We start from the raw sequence: 20,952 nt of genomic DNA, 5'->3' as shown, positions 1-20,952 counted from the left end.
CGTCGCCCAACGGCCAGGTCGGGCCGGCGGCCGTGGGTCAGCCCAGTGCTTCGTCCAGCAGGACCGCCCACTGGGCCACCACGCGCTCGCGGCGGCCCCCGTCGTCGGTGAGGAGGTTGGCGAGGCCGAGGCCGCGGGCCATGTCCAGCAGGCCCTGGACGGTCTCGCGGACGCCGGGCGCGGACTCGTCGGCGCCCAGGAGTTCGACGGCTATGCGGTGGCTCTCGCGGCCCACGCGGGCCTCCAGTTCCGTCACGCGCGGGCGCAGCTGCTCCTCGTTGGAGGCGGCCACCCACAGATGCAGGGCGGCCCGGAAGAGGGGGCCGGTGTAGAGGCCCACGAGGGCGGTGACGACCGCGCGCCGGTCGACCGTCGCGCCCTGCGGGAACAGCGCGCGCAACGCGTCCGAGCGTTCCTCGGCGACGTACTCGACCGCCGCGGTGAAGAGGTCCTCGCGGGTGGGGAAGTGGTGCTGGGCCGCGCCCCGGGAGACGCCCGCGCGCTCGGCGACCACGGAGACCGTGGAGCCCGCCCAGCCGTGTTCGGCGAGGCAGGCCACGGCGGCCGCCAGGAGCCGCTGCCGGGTGGCCCGGCTGCGGTCCTGCTTGGGCACCCGGTCGGCCTGGGCGCGGTCGCCCGACGCGCGGTCGGCCGGAACGCGGTCGTCCGGGGCGCGGTCGTCCGGGGCGCGGTCGTCCGTGGTCACAACACCCATGGAGGATCCCGTCGTTCGAGGAAGGCCGTCATTCCCTCGCGGGCGTCGGGGCCGGCGAACAACGAGGCCGAGAGCTCGGTCATCGCGCCCGCGCCCTCGACGAGGGACTCCAGCACCTTAGCCGTGAGCAGCTCCTTCGTCCTGGCCAGGGCCGTGGGCGCGGCCCGGCGCAGGCCGTCGAGGACGGGCGCGAGGGCCTCGTCCAGGTCGCCGTCGCCTGCCGACCGGGTGACGAGGCCGATCCGGGCCGCCTCCTCCGCGTCGAAGATCTCGCCGGTGAGGCAGTAGCGGGCGAGCGCGCGCGGGTCGACGCGGGGCAGCAGCGGCAGGGAGATGACGGCGGGCGCGACCCCGATGCGCACCTCCGTGAACGCGAAGGTCGCCGCCCCGGAGGCGAGCGCGATGTCGCAGGCGCCGAGCACGCCCAGGCCGCCCGCCCGCACATGTCCGGCGACCCGGGCCACCACGGGCTTGCGCAGTGCGAGGATCCGCTGGAGCAGCGCGGGCACCGCGTGGGGCGGCGGGGGGTCCTTCAGGTCGGCGCCCGCGCTGAAGGTGTTGCCGGTGTGGGTGAGGACGACGGCGCGCACGTCGTCGTCCTTGTCGCAGCTCCCGAGCGCGTCCGTCAGCTCGCTCACGAGAGCGCGCGAGAGGGCGTTGCGGGTGGCGGGCGAGTCGAGGCTGAGCGTCTCGACCCCTCTGACGCGGGTCCGTCCGATCAGGGCGGTCGTCATGCGCGCTCCCTCAGGTGGCGACGCAGGATCTTTCCGGAGGCGGCGCGCGGCACGGCGTCGATGAAGGTGATACCGCGCACGCGCTTGTAGGGGGCGACCCGCTCGGCGACGTACATCGCGACCTCTCCCTCGGAGAGCCCGGGCGACGCGGGCTGCCGGACCACGTACGCGTGCGGGACCTCGTTGCCGTCGTCGTTGTAGACGCCGATGACGGCCGCGTCCGCTATGCCGGGGTGGGTGAGCAGGAGGGCCTCCAGTTCGGCGGGGGCCACCTGGAAGCCCTTGTACTTGATCAGCTCCTTGACCCGGTCGACGACGAACAGCCAGCCGTCCTCGTCGACCCGTCCGACGTCGCCGGTATGCAGCCAGCCGTCGCCGTCGATCATGTCGGCGGTGGCGTCGGGGCGCCCCAGGTAGCCCTTCATGATCTGCGGACCCCGGATGAGGATCTCCCCGGCCTCGTCGGCCTCCAGGTCCTTGTCGGGGTCGTCGAGGGAGACGATCCGCATCTCGGTGCCGGCGACGAGCTTGCCGACGGTGCCCGCGGGGGCGTCCCGCATGGCGTCGAGCGGGACGACGTGGGTGCCCGGGGACAGTTCCGTCATGCCGTAGGCCTGGCCGACCGGGGGCAGGTTCAGGCGCTCGGAGCAGGCGGCGGCGAGCGCGGCGTCCAGGGGCGCGGCCGCGCTGACGACGTACCGCAGGGACGACAGGTCGTACTGGGCGACCGCCGGGTGCTTGGCGAGGGCGAGGACGATCGGCGGCGCGACGTAGAGGCCGGTGATGCGGTGGTTCTGGATGGCCGCGAGGAACGTCTCCAGGTCGAAGCGGGGCAGCACCACGACGGTGGCACCCTGCCGCAGGGGCGCGTTCATCAGGGCGGTGAGGCCGTAGATGTGGAAGAAGGGCAGCACGGCGAGGATGCGCTCGCCGGGGCCCGCGGACATCGCCGACCGGAGCTGGGCGAGGTTGGTGGCGATCTGCCGGTGGGTGAGCATCACGCCCTTGGGGACGCCGGTGGTGCCGGAGGAGTACGGCAGGGCCGCCACGTCCTCCACCGGGTCGATGTCGACCTGGGGTTCCGGGGCCGTCGAGGCGAGCATGTCGACGAGCGAGCGGTGCCCGGGGGCGGTGTCGCAGACGAAGATCTCCTCGACGCCGCCCGCGAGTTCGGCCGCCCGCCGGGCCGTCTGGAGCAGCGGCGAGACGGTCACGATCCAGCGGGCCGCACAGTCGTCGAGCTGTTTGGCGAACTCCTCGGCGGTGGCGAGCGGGTGCACGGTGGTGACCGTGGCGCCCGCGCGCGTGGCCGCGTAGAAGGCGAGCGGGAAGGCGACGGTGTTGGGGCTGTGCAGGGCCAGCACGTCGCCCTTGCGGACCCCGGCGTCGGCGAGCGCGGCGGCGACCCGGCGGTGGAACCGGTCCACCTGGTCGTACGTGAGGGTGGTGCCGTCCGTGCCGTCGACGAGCGCCGGCAGTTCGCCGAACTCGGCGGCGCGGCCCAGCACCGCGTCGTGGATGGGCAGTTCTACGGGCGGGACGTCTGCGAACTCGCTGCGGAACATGGTTCCTCCTCGCGCGCCGGACACGACGGTTGCCGGCTGCGGTCAGTACGACTTGGGCAGGCCCAGGGTCTGGTGGGAGACGTAGTTGAGAATCATCTCCCGGCTCACCGGGGCGATACGAGCCACGCGGGAGGCGGTGATCAGCCTGGCGAGGCCGAACTCGCGCGTCAGGCCGTTGCCGCCGAGGGTGTGCACGGACTGGTCGACCGCCTTCACGCAGGCCTCCCCGGCCGCGTACTTGGCCATGTTGGCGGCCTCGCCCGCGCCGGCGTCGTCCCCCGCGTCGTACAGCTGGGCCGCCTTCTGCATCATCAGGCGGGCCAGTTCGAGGTCGATGTGGGCCTGCGCGAGGGGGTGCGCGATGGCCTGGTGGGCGCCGATCGGGCTCTTCCAGACGGTGCGGTCGCGCGCGTAGTCGATCGCCTTGGACAGCGCGTGGCGGCCCATGCCGATCGCGAAGGCGGCCGTCATGATGCGCTCGGGGTTGAGTCCGGCGAAGAGCTGGAGCAGTCCCGCGTCCTCGTCGCCGACGAGGGCCTCCGCCGGGAGCCGCACCTCGTCCAGGACGAGCTCGAACTGCTTCTCCACGCTGTTCAGTTCCATGTCGATGCGACGGCGGGAGAAGCCTTGGGCGTCGCGCGGGACGATGAACAGGCAGGGCTTGAGGCTGCCGGTGCGGGCGTCCTCGGTGCGGCCGACGATCAGGGTGGCGTCGGCGATGTCGACGCCGGACACGAAGACCTTGCGGCCGGTCAGCAGCCAGTCACCGCTCGCGGGATCGCGGCGGGCGGTGGTGGTGATGCGGTGGCTGTTGGAGCCGGCGTCGGGTTCGGTGATGCCGAAGGCCATGAGGCGGCTGCCGTCGGCCAGCGCGGGCAGCCACTCCCGCTTCTGTGCCTCGGTGCCGAAGCGGGCGATCACCGTGCCGCAGATCGCCGGGGAGACGATCATCATCAGCAGCGGGGCTCCCGCGGCGCCGAGCTCTTCGAGGACCAGGGAGAGCTCGGCGATGCCGCCGCCTCCGCCGCCGTACGCCTCCGGCAGGTTGACCCCGATGTAGCCGAGCTTGGCGGCCTCCTGCCACAGGCCGCTCTTCTCGGCGTCGGAGTCGTGGGCGTGGCTCCTGGCGAAGGACGAGACCGCCGCGCGGAGTGCCTTGTGCTCGTCGGATTCGATCAGCGTGCTCAATGTGACTCCTTCGTCTGCGGATTGGTCATGTCCGGTCGCGCCCTAGGTCTCCTGCACCACCGCCAGCAGGGCGCCGACCTGCACCTGCTGTCCCGTCGTCACCGGCAGCGCCGTCACGGTCCCGTCCACCGGGGCCGAGATGACGTGCTGCATCTTCATCGCTTCGAGCCACAGCAGCGGTTCACCGGCCCGGACACCCGATCCGGTGACGAGGCCGTCCGCGAGCTTGACGACCGTGCCGGGCATCGGGGCGAGCAGGGAGCCGGGGGCGTGCTGGGCCTCCGGGTCGGGGAAGCGGGGCAGCGCGGTGAGGGCGGTGCCGTTGACGTGGACGCGGTCGCCGTAGCGGGCGACCTCGAAGCGGCGCCGTACGCCGTCGATCTCCAGGACGACCAGCCCGGGGTCGGCGTGCACCACCTGCACCCCCTCGGCCGTGAGGCCGCCGCGGGTGTGGCGGTAACGGACCTCCGTCTCCTCGCCGGCCGTCGTGTACCGCTTCGTCTGCGGCTGGGACGGCAGGTTGCGCCAGCCGCCCAGCGGCGAACGGGTGCGCGCGTCCGCGAGGGCGGCGGCGAGCGGGGCGTACGGGTCGGGCCGCGGCACGGTGAGGTCGCCGAGGTGCCGGTCGTAGAAGCCGGTGTCCATGCGGGCGGAGGTGAACTCCGCGTGGCGCAGGGAGCGGACCAGCAGGTCGCGGTTGGTGACCGGGCCGTGCAGGACCGTGCGTTCCAGGGCGCCCGCGAGCTTGCGGATCGCCTCCGCGCGCGTGGGCGCGTGGGCGACGACCTTGGCCAGCATGGGGTCGTAGTGGACGCCGATGTCGTCGCCGTCGCCGAAGCCGGTGTCCAGACGGACGCCCTCGGGGACGGTCAGGCGGTGCAGGGTGCCGGTCTGCGGGGTCCAGTCGTTCGCCGGGTCCTCGGCGTAGAGCCGTGCCTCGACGGCGTGGCCCCGCGCGCGCGGCGGCTCGGGGTCCAGGGCGGCGCCCTCCGCGACCCGGATCTGCTCGGCCACCAGGTCGAGGCCGAAGACGGCCTCCGTGACCGGGTGTTCGACCTGGAGGCGGGTGTTCATCTCCAGGAAGTGCGCGCGGCCGTCGGCGACGAGGAACTCGACGGTGCCCGCGCCGACGTACGAGACGGCCCGCGCGGCGCGCACGGCCAGCGCGCGCAGTTCCTCCGCCGACCGCTCGGACAGACCCGGCGCCGGTGCCTCCTCGATCACCTTCTGGTGGCGCCGCTGGAGGGAGCAGTCGCGGGTGCCGAGCGCCCACACCGTGCCGTGCGTGTCGGCGAGGATCTGCACCTCGACATGGCGGCCGTTCTCGACGTACGGCTCGACGAACACCTCGCCGTCGCCGAACGCGCTCGCCGCCTCGGCCCGGGCGCCCTCCAGCGCGGGGGCCAAATCCGGCAGGCGGCGCACGACGCGCATACCGCGCCCGCCACCGCCCGCGGCAGCCTTCACCAGCACCGGCAGGTCGGCCTCCGTCACCTCGTCCGAGGCGAGCGGGGCGAGCCCCATGAGCTGCTTGGCGCGGGTCTTGGACGCCATCGCCTCGATCGCCTCGGGCGGCGGCCCGATCCAGACGAGGCCCGCGTCCAGGACGGCGCGCGCGAAGTCGGCGTTCTCGGACAGGAAGCCGTAGCCGGGGTGCACGGCGTCCGCGCCCGCGCCGACGGCGGCCTTCACCACCAGGTCGGCGCGCAGATAGGTCTCCGCGGGCGTGCTGCCCGGCAGCCGCACGGCCGCGTCCGCCACGCGCGCGTGGAGGGCGCCGGCGTCGGCGTCCGAGTGCACGGCGACGGTACGGATGCCCGCCTCACGGCAGGTCCGGAAGACGCGGCAGGCGATCTCGCCGCGGTTGGCCACCAGAACGGAAGTAATCATGAGCCTCACATCCGGAAGACGCCGAAACCGCCCCGCGCTCCCTCGAAGGGCGCGGTGTGGACGGCCGACAGGCACAGGCCGAGAACGGTGCGGGTGTCGCGCGGGTCGATGACACCGTCGTCGTACAGCCGCCCGGACAGGAACATGGGCAGCGACTCGGACTCGATCTGCTGCTCCACCATGGCGCGCAGGGCGGCGTCCGCGTCGTCGTCGTAGGGCCGGCCCTTCGCGGCCGCCGACTGCCGGGCGACGATGGACAGGACGCCGGCGAGCTGCTGCGGGCCCATCACCGCCGACTTGGCGCTCGGCCACGCGAAGAGGAACCGGGGGTCGTAGGCGCGCCCGCACATGCCGTAGTGGCCCGCCCCGTACGAGGCGCCCATGAGGACGGACAGATGCGGGACCTTCGAGTTGGCGACCGCGTTGATCATCATCGCGCCGTGCTTGATGATGCCGCCCTGCTCGTACTCCCGGCCCACCATGTATCCGGTGGTGTTGTGCAGGAAGAGCAGCGGGATGTCGCGCTGGTTGGCGAGCTGGATGAACTGGGCGGCCTTCTGGGACTCCGCGCTGAAGAGCACGCCCTGGGCGTTGGCCAGGATCCCGACCGGATAGCCGTGCAGGCTCGCCCAGCCCGTGACGAGGCTCGTCCCGTAGAGGGGCTTGAACTCGTCGAAGTCGGAGGCGTCGACGATCCGGGCGATCACCTCGCGCGGGTCGAAGGGGGTGCGCAGATCCCCGGGGACGATGCCCAGGAGTTCGTCCTCGTCATACTTCGGGGGGACGGCCGGGCCAGGATCGCGGTAGGCCTTGCGGTGGTTGAGGCGGGCCACCACGCGGCGTGCCTGGCGCAGCGCGTCCCGCTCGTCGACGGCGAAGTGGTCGGCGAGGCCGGACACGCGCGCGTGCATCTCCGCGCCGCCCAGCGACTCGTCGTCGCTCTCCTCGCCGGTCGCCATCTTCACCAGCGGCGGCCCGCCGAGGAAGACCTTCGCGCGTTCCTTGACCATGATCGCGTGGTCGCTCATGCCGGGGATGTACGCGCCGCCGGCGGTCGAGTTCCCGAAGACGACGGCGACGGTCGGGATGCCGGCGGCGGAGAGCCGGGTCAGGTCGCGGAAGACGGCCCCGCCCGGGATGAAGATCTCCTTCTGCGACGGCAGGTCGGCCCCGCCGGACTCCACCAGGCTGATGCAGGGCAGCCGGTTGGCGAGGGCGATGTCGTTGGCGCGCAGGGCCTTCTTCAGCGACCAGGGGTTGCTGGCTCCGCCGCGCACGGTCGGGTCGTTGGCGGTGATCAGGCACTCCACGCCCTCGACGACCCCGATGCCGGTGACGAGGGAGGCGCCCACCGTGTACTCGCTCCCCCAGGCGGCCAGCGGCGACAGCTCCAGGAACGGCGTGTCGGGGTCGAGGAGCAGCTCGACGCGCTCCCGGGCGAGGAGCTTGCCGCGCGCGCGGTGCCTGGCGACGTACTTCTCCCCTCCCCCGGCCAGCGCCTTGGCGTGCTCGGTGTCGAGGTCGGCGAGCTTGGCGAGCATGGCCTCGCGGTGCGCGCGGTAGTCGGGGCCCTGGGTGTCCAGGGCGGTCGTGAGAGCCGTCACAGGAGGGCCTCCGGGATGTCCAGGTGTCGGGAGCGCAGCCATTCGCCGAGTGCCTTGGCCTGCGGGTCGAAGCGGTGCTGGGCGGCGACCCCGGCGCCGAGGAGGCCCTCGACGACGAAGTTCAGGGCGCGCAGCCGGGGCAGGAGGTGACGGGTGACGGTCAGCTCGCGGCTCTCCGGGACGAGCTGCCGGAACCGGTCGGCCGTCAGCTCGTGGGCGAGCCAGCGCCATGCCTCGTCCGTCCGGGCCCACACGCCCACGTTGGCGTCGCCGCCCTTGTCACCGCTGCGGGCGCCGGCCACCAGCCCGAGGGGCGCGCGCCGTACGGGGCCCGGGGGCAGCGGCTCCGGCAGGTCCGGTTCCGGCACCTCCTCCAGGACGCGGGCGTCGGCGGCCGGGGGCGGGGCGACGGGCAGGCGGCGGCCGTCGTCGAGGACGGCGATGTGCTCGACGTCCTCCTGCGGCACGTGGGCGGCCTCGAACACCCCGTAGGGAGCGCCCCTCCCGGGTGGCGCGAGCACATGGAAGCCGGGATAGCCGGCCAGCGCCAGCTCCACCGCGGCCCCGCTCAGCGCCCGTCCCACGGCGTCCTGTTCGGGGTCGCGCACGACGAGCCGCAGCAGCGCGCTGGCGGTCTCCTCGGTGTCGGCGTCGGGACGGTCGGTGCGCACCAGCTCCCACCGCACCTCCGCGGGGCGGGACTTGAGGAAGACCTGGGCCATCTGTTCCCGCACGAGCGCGGCCTTCGCCTCGATGTCCAGGCCGGTGAGCACGAACACGACCTCGTTGCGGAAGCCGCCGAGGCGGGTGCGGCCGACCTTGAGGGTCGGGGGCGGGGCCTCCCCGCGCACGCCGTGGATCCGCACCCGGTCCGGGCCGTCCTGGGTGAGCCGCACGGTGTCCAGCCGGGCGGTGACGTCGGGGCCGGCGTAGCGGGCGCCCGTCGTCTCGTACAGCAGCTGCGCGGTCACCGTGCCGACGTCGACGAAGCCGCCGGTGCCGGGGTGCTTGGTGATGACGCAGCTGCCGTCCTCGTGGATCTCGGCCAGCGGGAAGCCGGGCCGCCGCAGGTCACGGCCGCCCTCGGCGAAGAAGGCGTAGTTGCCGCCGGTGGCCTGCGTCCCGCACTCCAGGACGTGTCCGGCGACGACGGCGCCCGCGAGCCGGTCGTACTCCCCGGGCCCCCAGCCGAAGTGGGCGGCGGCCGGACCGGTGACCAGGGCCGCGTCGGTGACCCGTCCGGTGACGACGATCTCCGCGCCCTCGCGCAGACAGGCGGCGATGCCGGAGCCGCCGAGGTAGGCGTGGGCGGTGAGGCTGCCGGGATAGCGGGCGCCGAGGTCGTCGCCCTCGACGTGCGCGACACGGGCCGGGATGCCGAGCCGTTCGGCCAGCTGCCTGACGGCGTCGGCCAGTCCGGCCGGGTTGAGGCCTCCGGCGTTGGTGACGATCCGGACGCCGCGGTCGTGGGCGAGGCCGAGGGACTCCTCCAGTTGCCGGAGGAAGGTGCGGGCGTACCCGCCGGCGGGGTTCTTCAGCCGGTCGCGGCCGAGGATCAGCATGGTCAGCTCGGCGAGGTAGTCGCCGGTGACGACGTCGAGTTCGCCGCCGGTGAGCATGTCGCGCAGGGCGTCGAAGCGGTCGCCGTAGAAGCCGGAGGCGTTGCCTATCCGCAGGACCGTCACCGGGCGGCTCCCTTCGGCGCACGGCCCCCGCCGGGCGGGCCCGCGAAGGCCTGGGCGATGTCCAGCCAGCGGTCGGCGTCGGGGCCCTCGGCGCGCAGGGCGAGGTCGGCGCGGTGGGCGCGCTGGGTGACCAGGAGGCAGAAGTCGAGGGCGGGGCCGGTGACCCGGTCCGTGGCGTTCTCGGGGCCGTACGTCCACAGGTCGCCGGAGGGGCCGCGCAGTTCCACCCGGAACTCCTCGAACGGCGTGGGCAGTCCGTGCACGCCGAAGGCGAAGTCCCGGGTGCGGACGCCGAGGCGGACGATGTGCCGGAGCCGGTCGGTGGGTGCGGGCGTCTCGCCCAGCGCGTCCGCCACGTCCTGGCCGTGGGCCCAGGTCTCCATGAGCCGGGCGGTGGCCATGGAGGCGGCCGACATGGGCGGCCCGTACCAGGGGAAGCGCGCCCCGGCGGGGGCCGCCTTCAGGGCGTCCGCCAGGGCCTCGCGCCCGGCCCGCCAGTCCGCGAGCAAGCGCTCGGGCGGCTTCGCGGCCCCGTCCCGTGCGCCGTTGTCGACGAAGTCCCCGGGCGCGGCGAGCGCCTTCTCGACCTCGCGGGCGAACGCGTCCTGATCGGTCACGGCCAGCACGGAGGAGTGGTCGGTCCAGGCGAGGTGCGCGATCTGGTGGGCGACGGTCCAGCCGGGGGCGGGGGTCGCAAGGTTCCACCGCTCGGGACTCAACTCGGCTACCAGCCGGTCGAGTTCGTCGCTTTCGGCACGGAGGTCGTCGAGCACGGGCGTCGGGTCGGCCATGGGGTGGAGCATGGCAGCGGGGCCAGAAACAAGCAAGCATGCTTGCATTAATTTCCCCGATGCCGCCTGCGGTCCGGGGCGCGAGCGGGCCGCCCCGTCGTCGTCCGGTCAGGCCGCGGGCGCCGACTCCGGGAGGACGCCCGGACCGGCGCCGGAGACGGCCGGCCGCTGCCGTTCCCCGCGCCGGCCCAGCACCGCGAGGGCCGGGCCGCCGATCGTCTGGGCCGCGGCGAAGGCGGCGAAGGCGGCGAAGGAGAGCAGGGAGGGAGTGAACTCCGGGGTGCGGAACAGGGAGCGGTAACTGCGCATGCCCGCAGTCTCGGAGCGGCCGGAGCCTCCTGGTCGCCGCTTCGCCGACACACGGGACGTGGACCGCACGTACGCCCGGACGGCCGCCCCCGAACCGCCCGTCAGGCCTCCGGGACCGCGGACTCGGGACGCCCCACCTGCGTCCGGACCGCGCCCATGCTCGCCGCGACGACCAGGGCGATCGCGGCCGCCTGGACCGTGGTCAGGGCTTGGTCGAGGATGAGGAAGCCCGCGGTGGCGGCGATCGCCGGTTCCAGGCTCATCATGATCGCGAAGGTGGAGGCCGGCATACGGCGCAGGGCGAGGAGTTCCAGGGTGTAGGGCAGGACCGAGGAGAGCAGGGCCACCGCCGCGCCGAGGCCCAGCGTCACCGGGTCGGCCAGCTTGACGCCCGATTCGGCGAGGCCCAGGGGGAGGAAGAGCAGCGCGCCCACCGCCATCGCCAGCGCCAGACCGTCCGCCTGCGGGAACCGGCGGCCGGTGCGGGCGCTGAAGACGATGTACGCCGCCCACATCGCCCCCGCGCCCAGCGCGAACGCGACCCCCAGCAGGTCGAGGCCACCGCCCGGACCGACGCCGTCCCCGCCGCCCCCGCTGAGCAGGAAGACGCCCGCGAGGGCCAGCCCGGCCCAGACCAGGTTCAGCGCGCGGCGCGAGACGACGACCGACAGCGCGAGGGGTCCGAGGACCTCCAGGGTCACCGCCGCGCCCAGCGGGATGCGGTCGACGGCCTGGTAGAAGAGGCCGTTCATCGCGGCCATCGTGACACCGAAGACGACGACCGTGCCCCAGTCCGTGCGGGAGTGGCCGCGCAGCCGGGGCCGGCAGATCACCAGCAGGACCACCGCCGCCACCAGCAGCCGCAGCGCCACCACGCCGAGCGCGCCGGCCCTCGGCATCAGCGTCACCGCCAGCGCGCCGCCGAACTGCACCGAGATGCCTCCGGCGAGCACGAGGCCGACCGGGCCGAGAGTGCCGAGACGGCCCGGGGCCCCGGGATCACCGGCCGGTGGGGCGGTGCGGGCGAGCTGGGGTGTGGCGGCGGTGTCGGGGGCAGTCACGGGCGGTCCAGGGGCTCGGCTCGGTGTGTACATCACGCTGCACTTTCAAGTCCAGGGTAATGGACTCGGTCAGGCGTGTGAACCCGTTATGCCACTGTCTCGGGCTGTGAGACGTCGGCCGGAGGGCCGGACGGGCGGGAGGCAGGCAGCGCGGGCGGGGCGGGAGACAGGGAGCGCGGGCCGGGCGGAAGGCAGGGGGCGCGGGAGGGGCGGGAGACAGGGAGCGCGGGCCGGGCGGAAGGCAGGGGGCGCGGGAGGGGCGGCTAGCGGCGTGACATGTAGAGGTCCAGCGCCTTGTGCAGCAGTCTGTTGAGGGGGAAGTCCCACTCCCCCAGGTACTCCACGGCCTGTCCGCCCGTGCCCACCTTGAAGCGGAGCAGACCCAGCAGGTGGTTGGACTCCTCGAGGGTGTCCGTGATCCCCCTCAGGTCGTAGACGGCGGCGCCCAGTTCATGGGCGTCGGCCATCATGCGCCACTGCATGGCGTTGTTCGGCTGGACCTCGCGCCTGCGGCCGGTGGAGGCGCCGTAGGAATACCAGACGTGCTCGCCGACGGTCAGCATGGTCGCCGCGGCGAGGACCTCCCCGTCGTGGTGGGCGAGGTAGAGCCGCATCCGGTCGGGATGCTCGGCGTTCAGGGCGCTCCACATCCGCTGGAAGTAGGACAGGGGGCGCGGGAGGAAACGGTCGCGTCCGGCGGTCTCGGTGTACAGCCCGTAGAACACCGGGAGGTCCTCCGCACCGCCCCGGACGACCTTCACGCCCGCCTTCTCGGCCTTCTTGATGTTGCGCCGCCACTGCTGGTTGAGACCGCCGTGGACGTCCTCCAGCGTGCGTCCGGCGAACGGGACCTGGAAGACGTAACGGGGCTGACCGGCCGCGAAGCCGTCCTCGCCGCCCGGCTCCGTCTGCTGCCAGCCGGCCCGGCGCAGCCGGTCGGCGACGTCGAGGGCGCGCGGCTCGTACGAGGTAGCCTGCGCGTCCCGCAGCCGGTGGGCGGCCGGGTCGGCGATGGCCGCCTTGACCGCCTCGGCGCTCCAGCGCCGCACGACGACGGGCGGGCCCATCTTCACCGAGAACGCCCCCCGCGCCTTCAGCCACGCGAGCATCGGCTCCAGCCAGCGCTCGACCAGATCCGGCGCGTGCCAGTCGACGAGCGGACCCTCCGGCAGATAGGCCAGATATCTGCGCAGCTTCGGCAACGGCCGGAACAGGACCAGCCCCACCCCCACGAGCGCGCCGCTCGCGTCCGTCCAGCCCAGGCTCTCCGCCCGCCAGTCCGGCTTCACGTCGCCCCACGACGGGATCTGCATATGGCTGGCGGAGGGACGGGCCGCCACGAACGCCAGGTGCTCGTCACGGCTGATGGACTGGACGCGCAGGCTCATACGCGAGGCTCCTTCGAATGACCGTTCGCATCGCCCGTACGCATCGCCGGGCGACCGTCCCGGCCAGCGTAGGAGTCGGCACCGCCGGCCCCGGCTCAGCCACGCCCGTCGCGGCCCCGGCCCCCCCGTACCGGCGGCCTCGGCCACCCCCGCCGCGCCCGTCACCCCCTCCGCCGGTGCGACCCGCCGCCCCGCCGCCCCCTCGCCCAGCGCTCCCGACCGCCGCCCTCCCCCAGCGCTCCTCGGCCCTCCCGGACGCCGCCGCCCCCTCCGTCAGCGCGCCCGGCCGTCGTCCTCCAGGCGCTCGGCCAGCACCTCCGCGAGGTGCCTCCCGCGGGTCCCCGCGAGCTGGTCCAGCTGGGTGCGGCAGGAGAAGCCGTCCGCCAGGACGACCGCTTCCCCGGGGGCGTCCCGTACGGCCGGCAGGAGCTGCTCGCGCGCGCAGGCCGCCGACACCTCGAAGTGGCCCTTCTCGAAGCCGAAGTTGCCGGCGAGCCCGCAGCACCCGCCGCTCAGCTCGCCGGTGAGGCCCGCGGCCTCGCGCAGCCGCCGCTCGGCCGCGTCGCCCAGGACCGCGTGCTGGTGGCAGTGCGTCTGACCGACCACCGGCCGGTCCAGCCGGGGCGGGGTCCAGTCGGGCGCGTGCCGTTCCAGGGCCTGCGCGAAGGTCAGGACGCGGGCGGCGAGACGGGCCGCGCGCGGGTCGTCGTGCAGCAGCTCGGGCAGGTCGGTGCGCAGGGCGGCCGCGCAGCTCGGCTCCAGGACGACGACCGGCGCGGCCGTCTCCAGCACCGGCTCCATCAGGTCGAGCGTGCGGCGCAGCACCACGCGCGCGTGGTCGAGCTGGCCGGTGGAGACGTAGGTCAGCCCGCAGCAGACCCGGCCCCGGCGGGCGGTCAGCAGCGCGGCCGCGCTTCTCGACCGGCCGTCGCCGACCGGCCGGCCCCGCATCCGCAGGGTCGGCGGCAGCGCCACCCGCAGCCCAGCCGCCTCCAGGACCCGCACGGCGGCCCGGCCGACGGACGGCGAGAGATGCTCGGTGAAGGTGTCGGGCCACAGGACGACCAGGTCACCGCCCTGCCCCGGCCCGGTGACGGGCTTCCTGCGCCGCCACCACCCGCTGAACGTCCGCCGGGCCAGCCGCGGGATGTCCCGCTCGGCCGCGATCCCGCCGAGCCGCTTGGCGACGGCCGCCGCCGGGCCGACCGAGGCGAGCGCGTTGAGCGCGGCGGCCGCCCGCAGCCGGCTCGCCCACCGCAGCCACACCGGCAGCCGCCCCATGCTGTAGTGGGCGGCCGGACGCCGGCGGCCCTCGTAGTGGTGATGCAGGAACTCCGCCTTGTACGTGGCCATGTCGACCTCGACGGGGCAGTCCGAGCGGCAGCCCTTGCAGGACAGGCACAGGTCCAGCGCGTCCCGGACCTCCGTGGAGCGCCAGCCGTCGGTCACCAGCTCACCGGCCAGCATCTCGTGCAGCAGCCGCGCACGCCCGCGCGTGGAGTGCTCCTCCCGGCCCGTGGCCCGGAACGACGGGCACATCACCCCCGGCCCCGGCGCCGCGCCCGGCACGGCAGTCGTGCGGCACTTCGCGACGCCTACGCACCGGCGCACCGCCGCCGAGAAGTCCCCGCCGTCCGACGGGTAGCCGAAGGCCACGTCGACCGGCTCGCGCGGAAGGACGGCGAAGCGCAGACCGGCGTCGAGGGGCGCGGGGCGCACCAGCATCCCCGGGTTGAGGAGGTCGTCCGGGTCCCAGACCGCCTTGGCCCGCTCGAACAGGGCGACCATGTCCTGTCCGTACATCCTCGGCAGCAGTTCGGCCCGGGCCTGTCCGTCGCCGTGCTCGCCGGAGAGGGAGCCGCCGTGGGACACGACCAGTTCGGCGAGTTCCTCGGAGAACCGGCGGAAGCGGGCGATCCCGGCCGTCGTCAGCAGGTCGAAGTCGATGCGGACGTGGATGCAGCCGTCCCCGAAGTGTCCGTACGGCGTGCCGCGCAGGCCGTGGTCGGTGAGCAGCGCCCGGAAGTCCCGCAGGTACGCGCCGAGCCGGGCCGGCGGCACCGCGCAGTCCTCCCAGCCGGGCCAGGCCTCCGCTCCGTCCGGCATGCGGGTCGCCGTCCCGCTCGCGTCCTCGCGGATCCGCCACAGCGCCCGCTGCCCGGCGAGATCCCGCACGATCCGGGCGTCCAGCACGTCCGCCGCGCGCACGATGTCCTCCGCACGCGCGCGTGCCTCGCCCTCCGACCCGCCGCCGGTCTCCACGAACAGCCAGGCACCGCCCCGCGGCAGCCCGGCCGCAGCGCCCGGCGGCACCAGGTCGGCGGCCATCCCCTCCACCGTCAGCGGCCCGAACGGCAGCAGCCCGGCGGCGGCCTCGGCGGCGGCGCCCTCGTCGGCGTACCCGAGCACCGCGAGCACACGCGCGCGTGGCGCCTCGACGAGCCGTACGACGGCCTCGGTGAGCACGCCCAGGGTGCCTTCGCTGCCGCAGAAGGAACGGGCCACGTCGGCGCCGTTCTCCGGCAGCAGCGCGTCCAGGGCGTAGCCCGAGATGCGGCGGGGCAGCTCGGGGAAGCCGGTCCGCAGCCGGGCGAGTTCCCCGTCCACCAGGGCGCGCAGGCCGTCCGGCGCGCCCGCCCACCCCTGTCCGAGCCGCAACCGCGCGCCGCGCGCGGTGACGACCTCCAGCTCGCGCACCCCGTCCGCCGTCGTCCCCCACGCCACCGAGTGGGAGCCGCACGAGTTGTTGCCGATCATGCCGCCGAGCGTGCAGCGGCTGTGGGTGGACGGGTCGGGGCCGAAGCGCAGCCCGTGCGGGGCGGCGGCCTCCTGGAGCCGGTCGAGGACCAGCCCCGGCTGCACGACGGCCGTCCGCGCCCCCGGATCGAGGGCGGTCAACCGGTTCATGTGACGCGTGAAGTCCAGCACCACGCCGGTGCCGGTGGCCTGCCCCGCGATGGACGTGCCTCCGCCGCGCGCGACGACCGGCACGCCGTGCGCCCGGCACACCGCGAGCACCGCCGCCACGTCGTCGGCGTCCCGCGGCGCCACGACCCCGAGCGGGACGCGCCGGTAGTTGGAGGCGTCCATGGTGGTGAGCGCCCGGGAGGTCACGTCGAACGCGACCCCGCCCCGGACGACCTTGCGCAGATCGGCTTCGAGATCCGTCATGGGGTCCACCCAACCAGCCCGTCCGGTGTTCGAGGAGGTTGCGGCCGAGGCCGGCGCCGCCGGCCGGAGGGCCCGGAGACGCACTCCCGGGCACCGCGACACGAACCCGTCTCACCCGACGGACCAGGTTTCCTCCAGGTTTCCCCCACCGGCTAACCTCGCTCCCGTGGCTGAGATCCAGATTCCTGCTGACATCAAGCCCGCCGACGGTCGATTCGGCGCGGGCCCCTCCAAGGTGCGGGTGGAGGCGCTGGACGCCCTGGCCGCCACCGGTACGTCCCTCCTCGGCACCTCCCACCGCCAGGCGCCGGTCAAGAACCTCGTCGGCCAGGTGCGCGAGGGCATCTCCGAGCTGTTCTCCCTCCCCGAGGGCTACGAGGTCGTCCTCGGCAACGGTGGCTCCACCGCGTTCTGGGACATCGCGACCCACGGTCTGATCGAGAACAAGTCGCAGCACCTCACGTTCGGCGAGTTCTCGTCCAAGTTCGCGAAGGCCGCCAAGCTGGCCCCGTGGCTGGCGGAGCCGACCGTCGTCGCCGCCGACCCGGGCACGCACCCCGAGCCCGCGGCCGAGGCGGGTGTCGACGTCTACGCCTTCACCCACAACGAGACCTCCACCGGCGTCGCCGCCCCGATCAAGCGCGTGCCGGGCGCCGACGAGGGCTCCCTGGTGCTGGTGGACGCCACCTCCGGCGCCGGCGGCCTCCCGGTCGACATCGCCGAGACGGACGTCTACTACTTCGCCCCGCAGAAGTCCTTCGCCTCCGAGGGCGGCCTGTGGATCGGCGTGTTCTCCCCGGCCGCGATCGAGCGCGCCGAGCGGATCCACGCGTCCGGCCGGCACATCCCGGAGTTCTTCAGCCTGCCGACGGCGATCGACAACTCCCGCAAGAACCAGACGTACAACACCCCGGCCCTCTCCACCCTCTTCCTGCTGAACCAGCAGCTGGAGTGGATCAACGGCCAGGGCGGCCTGGACTGGTCGGTGCGCCGCACCGCCACCTCCGCGCGCACGCTGTACGGCTGGGCCGAGGACGTCAAGTACGCCAACCCGTTCGTCACCGACCCGGCCAAGCGTTCCCAGGTCATCGGCACGATCGACTTCTCCGACGACGTGGACGCGGCCGCCGTCGCCAAGGTGCTGCGCGCCAACGGCATCGTCGACACCGAGCCCTACCGCAAGCTCGGCCGCAACCAGCTGCGGGTCGCGATGTTCCCGGCGGTCGACCCGGCCGACGTCGAGGCGCTCACCAAGTGCGTCGACTACGTGATCGAGAAGCTCTGACCGCCTCCGGTACCGCATGAGTACCCCTCAGGTATGACCACGAAGGGCGCCCGGTGGACACCGGGCGCCCTTCGTCGCGTCTCACGCCGCGCAGCTCACGCCGCCGTGCAGTTCACGCTCGGCGCGCCCCCGCCCCCGGGCGTGCCGCCGAACCCGAAGGTCGCCGAACCGCCCGCCGGGAGCGCCCCGTTGTGCGCGGCGTTCACCGCGGTCACGCCGGCCCCGCTCTGGGTGTACGAGGCGTTCCACATGCTGGTGATCTGCTGCGCGCCGCCGAAGGTCCAGGTCACCTTCCAGGAACCGATCGCCGTGGTCCCGGTGTTGGTGACCTTCACCTCGGCGTTGAAGCCGGATCCCCAGTCGCTGCTGACGGTGTAGGCGGCGGCGCAGGACGCCGTGCCGCCCCCGCCGCCCCCGCCGCCCCCGCCGCCCCCGCCGCCGGTCCCCGGGAAGCCCGGCGCCTTGACGCTCGCCAGGTAGCCGTCCTTCACGGTGTCGACGGTCTGCCAGTCGTCCTTGAGGATGCCTCCGGTGTCACCGGAGTTGGGGTTCCAGGACCAGAAGGTCCAGTGGAAGGAGTCGGCGCCGTACGTCGACGTCGGGCGGAGGTAGCTCACCAGGGCCGCCAGCCACTTCTGGTCCACCGTCGACTGGAGTGTGGTGCCGAACTCGCCCACCCACACGGGCGCGATGTTCTGCTGGAAGATGTAGCCCCAGTACTTGTCCCAGATCCCCGGCATGTTCGCGGGGAACGCCGGGTCGCTGAACCAGCTCTGCTGGGCGACGCTCGTCGCGTAGTCGTGGGCCGAGTACACGACCCGGTTCGCCACGTCGAGCCGCACCGGATACTGGCCGACGCCCATCAGGTTGCCGCCCCACCAGCCGGAGACCCCGTTGAAGGTCTGCACGCCCTCGACGAAGATCAGGAGGGCGGGATTGACGGACAGGACGGCGTTGCCCGCACGTTGCGCGGCCAGCCGCCAGTCGGTCGCGGTGTCCCCGCAGCCCCAGCAGGCGGGATCGTGGGGTTCGTTGTGCAGGTCGATGCCGACGACCGTGTCCTGGCCCTGGTAACGGGCCGCGAGGGCCTTGAGATCGGCGATCCACGTCGATTCGGGGACCGCGGCCGTGTACCAGAGCGCCGACTGCCCGCCCGCGTCCGGCCGGTGCCGGTCGAGGATCACCTTCAGGCCGTCCTGACCTGCGTACGAGACGATCCGGTCCAGGATCTGGAGCGAGTTCAGCCCCTGGAGGTCGGCGTTCTTGCCGCCGCTGAAGTCGATGCTGTCGGGGACGGTCGCACTCTTGAAGATGTCGTCGCTGTAGGGGATGCGGATCGTGTTGTAGCCCAGCGACCTCATCTGGTCGATCATGCTCTTGTAGTCGCGGGACCAGAGGCCGTGGACGACGTGGTTGCCGGTCTCGAAGCCGAACCAGTTGATCCCGGCGACCCGGACCGGCTGTCCTGCGGCGTCCAGGATCTGCCGGCCGCTGGTGTGCCAGTAACCCGCCCCGGCCTCGGCGACGGCGTCCGCCGCGTGGGCCGTCTGCGCTCCGGCTCCCAGTGGGATCAGAAGGGCGGCGGCCAGACCGCACAGCATTCTTCGCAAGCTGCGGAACATCTCGCTGCTTCCTCTCGGGAGGCGCGGGCCCGAAACACATGGGAGCGCTCCCATACTCCGCGCACCCCCCAGGAAACTGACACACCATGACCACGTCAAGAAGCGCGGCAACGGCGACGCGCGGAAGCGCTCAGTCGCGGCGCAGCAGCCGGCGGAGGCCGAAGAAGGCGACGAAGACCGCGGCGACCGCCAGCGCGCCCAGTTCGACGCCGCCGGTGGCCGAGGACCCGTCACCGTCGTCCGAGGCGCCTGAACTCCCCTTCCCGGACGGCGACTCGGCGCCCGGAGCGGAGCCCTCGGGCGCCTTCTCCGCCACCACGGAGCTGCCGGAACCCTCGCTCCCGTACAGGAGCTCGGTGCCGTCTGCGGAGTAGCTGACGGACTCCCCCTGGCGCTGCAGCGGCACGTCGAGCCGCCCCTCGCGCTTGATCTTCCCGCCGTTCCAGGCGTAGGAGATGCCGCCGAAGTAACCGCGGACGGCGAGTCGGGAGCCGTCCGGGGAGAAGGCGGCGTCGGTGGCCCAGAGGTCGACGGCGGCGACGGGCCTGAAGACGTTCGCCCCGGAGGCGGAGAGGTCCGCCGGCCCCTCGTAGAGGTGCCCGCCGTCCTCCTTCTTGTCGATGATGTAGACCCGGCCGGTCCTGGGGTGCACGAGGAGCGACTCGGCGTCCCGCGGGCCGTCGGAGTACTTCACGACGTACTGCGTGGCCCTGACGGTCTGGTCGACGAGCTTCGCGGGCTCGGGCAGCCGGTAGATCCACACGTACTGCCAGGTGCCGCCGAGGTTGTCGCCGATGTCGCCGACCCAGATCTCGTTGCCCGGCCCGATGGAGATCGCCTCGACGTCGCGGGGCGTGCCGACGCCGGTCAGCGTGAGCCGGGCGAGCGTCTTCCCGGTCGCGCCGTCGACGGCGTAGAGGTAGGGGCCGTCGTCGCTGTCGTTGTGGGTCCAGTAGACGCCCGGGTGCCGGCGGGAGGCGGCGAGACCGCTGGACTCGGTGATGCGCGGATCCTCGATGGTGAATCCCTTGTCGCCGTCGGCGGCGGACGCGGCGGGCGCGGCGGACGCGGCGGGCGCGGCAAGCACGGTGAAGGCGCCCGAGAGGAGGACTCCGGCGAGAAGGGCTCCGGCCCGGACGGCGAAAGATCGGCGCATGCCCACAAGCCTGCCATCCCGCCCAGCCGTTCACGGATTCGTGGCCGGTCTCACACGCCCACGGAGGGGGTGATCCCTTTCCCGATCCCTCATCATGAGCGGATGCTCAGGTTCATGCCCGTAGGCGACTCGATGACGATCGGCAGCTCGGGCGAGCACACCTGGCGTTACCGCCTGTGGCGGCACCTGTGCGCCACGTACGACGGCCCGTTCACCCTGTCCGGCCCGCGCGAGACCCTCTACGACAAGGCGACCGACGCCGCCGCCTCGTACGCCTACGCCGACCCCGACTTCCCGCGCGGTCACCTGGCCGGCTGGGGCGAGGGCTGGCTGCACATGGCCCCGCTGATCGGCGACGCGGTCCGTGCGACGGGGGCGGACGTCCTGCTGGTCTCGCTCGGCCTGATCGACCTCGGCTTCTACACGAACGCCGAGCAGACCGCGGAGAACGTCCGCGCCTTCGCCGCCGGGGCCCGCGCGGCGAACCCGCGGATCGCCATGGTGTGGCTGCCGGTCATCCCCAACGTCCGCGCCGCGGACGACGCGCCCTTCGCCACCCAGGTCGCCCGCTTCAACGAGCTCCTGGCGAAGACGGCCGCCGACCTGGACGAGCCGGGCTCCCCCCTCCTCCTGGCCTCGGTCCCGGAGTCCTGGGACATCGGCACCGACACCTACGACGGCACCCACCCGAACGCGAACGGCGAACACCGGCTGGCGTCGGCCTTCGCTGCGGCGCTGCACCAGGGGTGGGGGCTGGGCGGGGAGTACACGGGCTGAGGGCGCGCCCC

General features: G+C 73.6%; 16 protein-coding genes. 2 read left to right on the top strand and 14 right to left on the bottom strand.

Going from position 1 to position 20,952, the window contains the following annotated elements:
* Nucleotides 1–37: 37 nt before the first annotated feature.
* The 12 genes from J2X68_RS06840 to J2X68_RS06785 form a co-directional block, all read right to left on the bottom strand.
* Nucleotides 38–715, bottom strand: coding sequence for a TetR/AcrR family transcriptional regulator (locus tag J2X68_RS06840; RefSeq protein ID WP_310431534.1), 678 nt, complete (start codon nucleotides 713–715; stop codon nucleotides 38–40).
* Nucleotides 703–1,449, bottom strand: coding sequence for an enoyl-CoA hydratase family protein (locus J2X68_RS06835; protein ID WP_310431533.1), 747 nt, complete (start codon nucleotides 1,447–1,449; stop codon nucleotides 703–705). Before J2X68_RS06835 ends, J2X68_RS06840 begins: the two co-directional genes overlap by 13 nt.
* On the bottom strand, nucleotides 1,446–3,014 hold the full coding sequence (locus tag J2X68_RS06830; protein ID WP_310431532.1) for a 4-coumarate--CoA ligase family protein: 1,569 nt from the start codon (nucleotides 3,012–3,014) through the stop codon (nucleotides 1,446–1,448). The genes J2X68_RS06835 and J2X68_RS06830 overlap by 4 nt, the downstream gene beginning before the upstream one ends.
* 42 nt (nucleotides 3,015–3,056) lie before the next feature.
* Nucleotides 3,057–4,202 (bottom strand): acyl-CoA dehydrogenase, encoded by a 1,146-nt coding sequence (locus J2X68_RS06825; RefSeq protein WP_310431531.1) that lies wholly within the window; start codon nucleotides 4,200–4,202, stop codon nucleotides 3,057–3,059.
* A gap of 42 nt (nucleotides 4,203–4,244) precedes the next feature.
* Nucleotides 4,245–6,092 (bottom strand): biotin carboxylase N-terminal domain-containing protein, encoded by a 1,848-nt coding sequence (locus J2X68_RS06820; protein ID WP_310431530.1) that lies wholly within the window; start codon nucleotides 6,090–6,092, stop codon nucleotides 4,245–4,247.
* Nucleotides 6,093–6,097: 5 nt separating this feature from the next.
* Entirely contained in the window at nucleotides 6,098–7,696 is a 1,599-nt protein-coding gene (locus J2X68_RS06815) for a carboxyl transferase domain-containing protein (RefSeq protein ID WP_310431529.1), read from the bottom strand.
* Nucleotides 7,693–9,381, bottom strand: coding sequence for an acyclic terpene utilization AtuA family protein (locus J2X68_RS06810; RefSeq protein WP_310431528.1), 1,689 nt, complete (start codon nucleotides 9,379–9,381; stop codon nucleotides 7,693–7,695). The genes J2X68_RS06815 and J2X68_RS06810 overlap by 4 nt, the downstream gene beginning before the upstream one ends.
* Nucleotides 9,378–10,172 carry a TIGR03084 family metal-binding protein gene (locus tag J2X68_RS06805; protein WP_310431527.1) on the bottom strand — a complete coding sequence of 265 codons (795 nt, stop codon included), beginning with the start codon at nucleotides 10,170–10,172 and terminating at the stop codon, nucleotides 9,378–9,380. Before J2X68_RS06805 ends, J2X68_RS06810 begins: the two co-directional genes overlap by 4 nt.
* A 108-nt stretch (nucleotides 10,173–10,280) precedes the next feature.
* Entirely contained in the window at nucleotides 10,281–10,481 is a 201-nt protein-coding gene (locus J2X68_RS06800) for a hypothetical protein (RefSeq protein WP_310431526.1), read from the bottom strand.
* 101 nt (nucleotides 10,482–10,582) lie between these two features.
* Entirely contained in the window at nucleotides 10,583–11,575 is a 993-nt protein-coding gene (locus tag J2X68_RS06795) for an EamA family transporter (RefSeq protein ID WP_399039421.1), read from the bottom strand.
* A 230-nt stretch (nucleotides 11,576–11,805) separates the two neighbouring features.
* Nucleotides 11,806–12,930, bottom strand: coding sequence for a peptidoglycan bridge formation glycyltransferase FemA/FemB family protein (locus J2X68_RS06790; protein ID WP_310431524.1), 1,125 nt, complete (start codon nucleotides 12,928–12,930; stop codon nucleotides 11,806–11,808).
* A 273-nt stretch (nucleotides 12,931–13,203) separates the two neighbouring features.
* Entirely contained in the window at nucleotides 13,204–16,101 is a 2,898-nt protein-coding gene (locus J2X68_RS06785) for an FAD-binding and (Fe-S)-binding domain-containing protein (RefSeq protein ID WP_310431523.1), read from the bottom strand.
* A 166-nt stretch (nucleotides 16,102–16,267) separates the two neighbouring features.
* Here J2X68_RS06785 and serC point away from each other — a divergent pair, with 166 nt between their 5' ends.
* Nucleotides 16,268–17,386: a phosphoserine transaminase gene (gene serC / locus J2X68_RS06780; protein WP_310431522.1), complete on the top strand. Its 1,119-nt coding sequence runs from the start codon at nucleotides 16,268–16,270 to the stop codon at nucleotides 17,384–17,386.
* Nucleotides 17,387–17,481: 95 nt separating this feature from the next.
* Here serC and J2X68_RS06775 read toward each other — a convergent pair whose 3' ends face one another.
* Together J2X68_RS06775 and J2X68_RS06770 are read right to left on the bottom strand one after the other, a co-directional pair.
* Nucleotides 17,482–19,008, bottom strand: a complete 1,527-nt coding sequence (locus J2X68_RS06775) for a cellulase family glycosylhydrolase (RefSeq protein ID WP_310431521.1) — start codon at nucleotides 19,006–19,008, stop codon at nucleotides 17,482–17,484.
* Between the two features lie 130 nt (nucleotides 19,009–19,138).
* The gene (locus J2X68_RS06770) at nucleotides 19,139–20,164 is read right to left on the bottom strand and encodes a WD40 repeat domain-containing protein (protein ID WP_310431520.1); all 1,026 of its coding nucleotides are present in this window, start codon (nucleotides 20,162–20,164) and stop codon (nucleotides 19,139–19,141) included.
* Between the two features lie 102 nt (nucleotides 20,165–20,266).
* On the opposite strand from J2X68_RS06770, the gene J2X68_RS06765 reads away from it, so the two are divergent.
* A complete protein-coding gene (locus J2X68_RS06765; RefSeq protein ID WP_310431519.1) occupies nucleotides 20,267–20,941 on the top strand; it encodes a GDSL-type esterase/lipase family protein in 675 nt (224 codons plus the stop codon).
* Nucleotides 20,942–20,952: the final 11 nt, after the last annotated feature.

Origin of the sequence: Streptomyces sp. 3330, from assembly GCF_031456635.1 — a bacterium.
GTDB lineage: Bacteria > Actinomycetota > Actinomycetes > Streptomycetales > Streptomycetaceae > Streptomyces.
The sequence above is the reverse complement of the archived record's forward strand: the minus strand, read 5'-3'. Positions and strand labels throughout refer to the sequence as shown.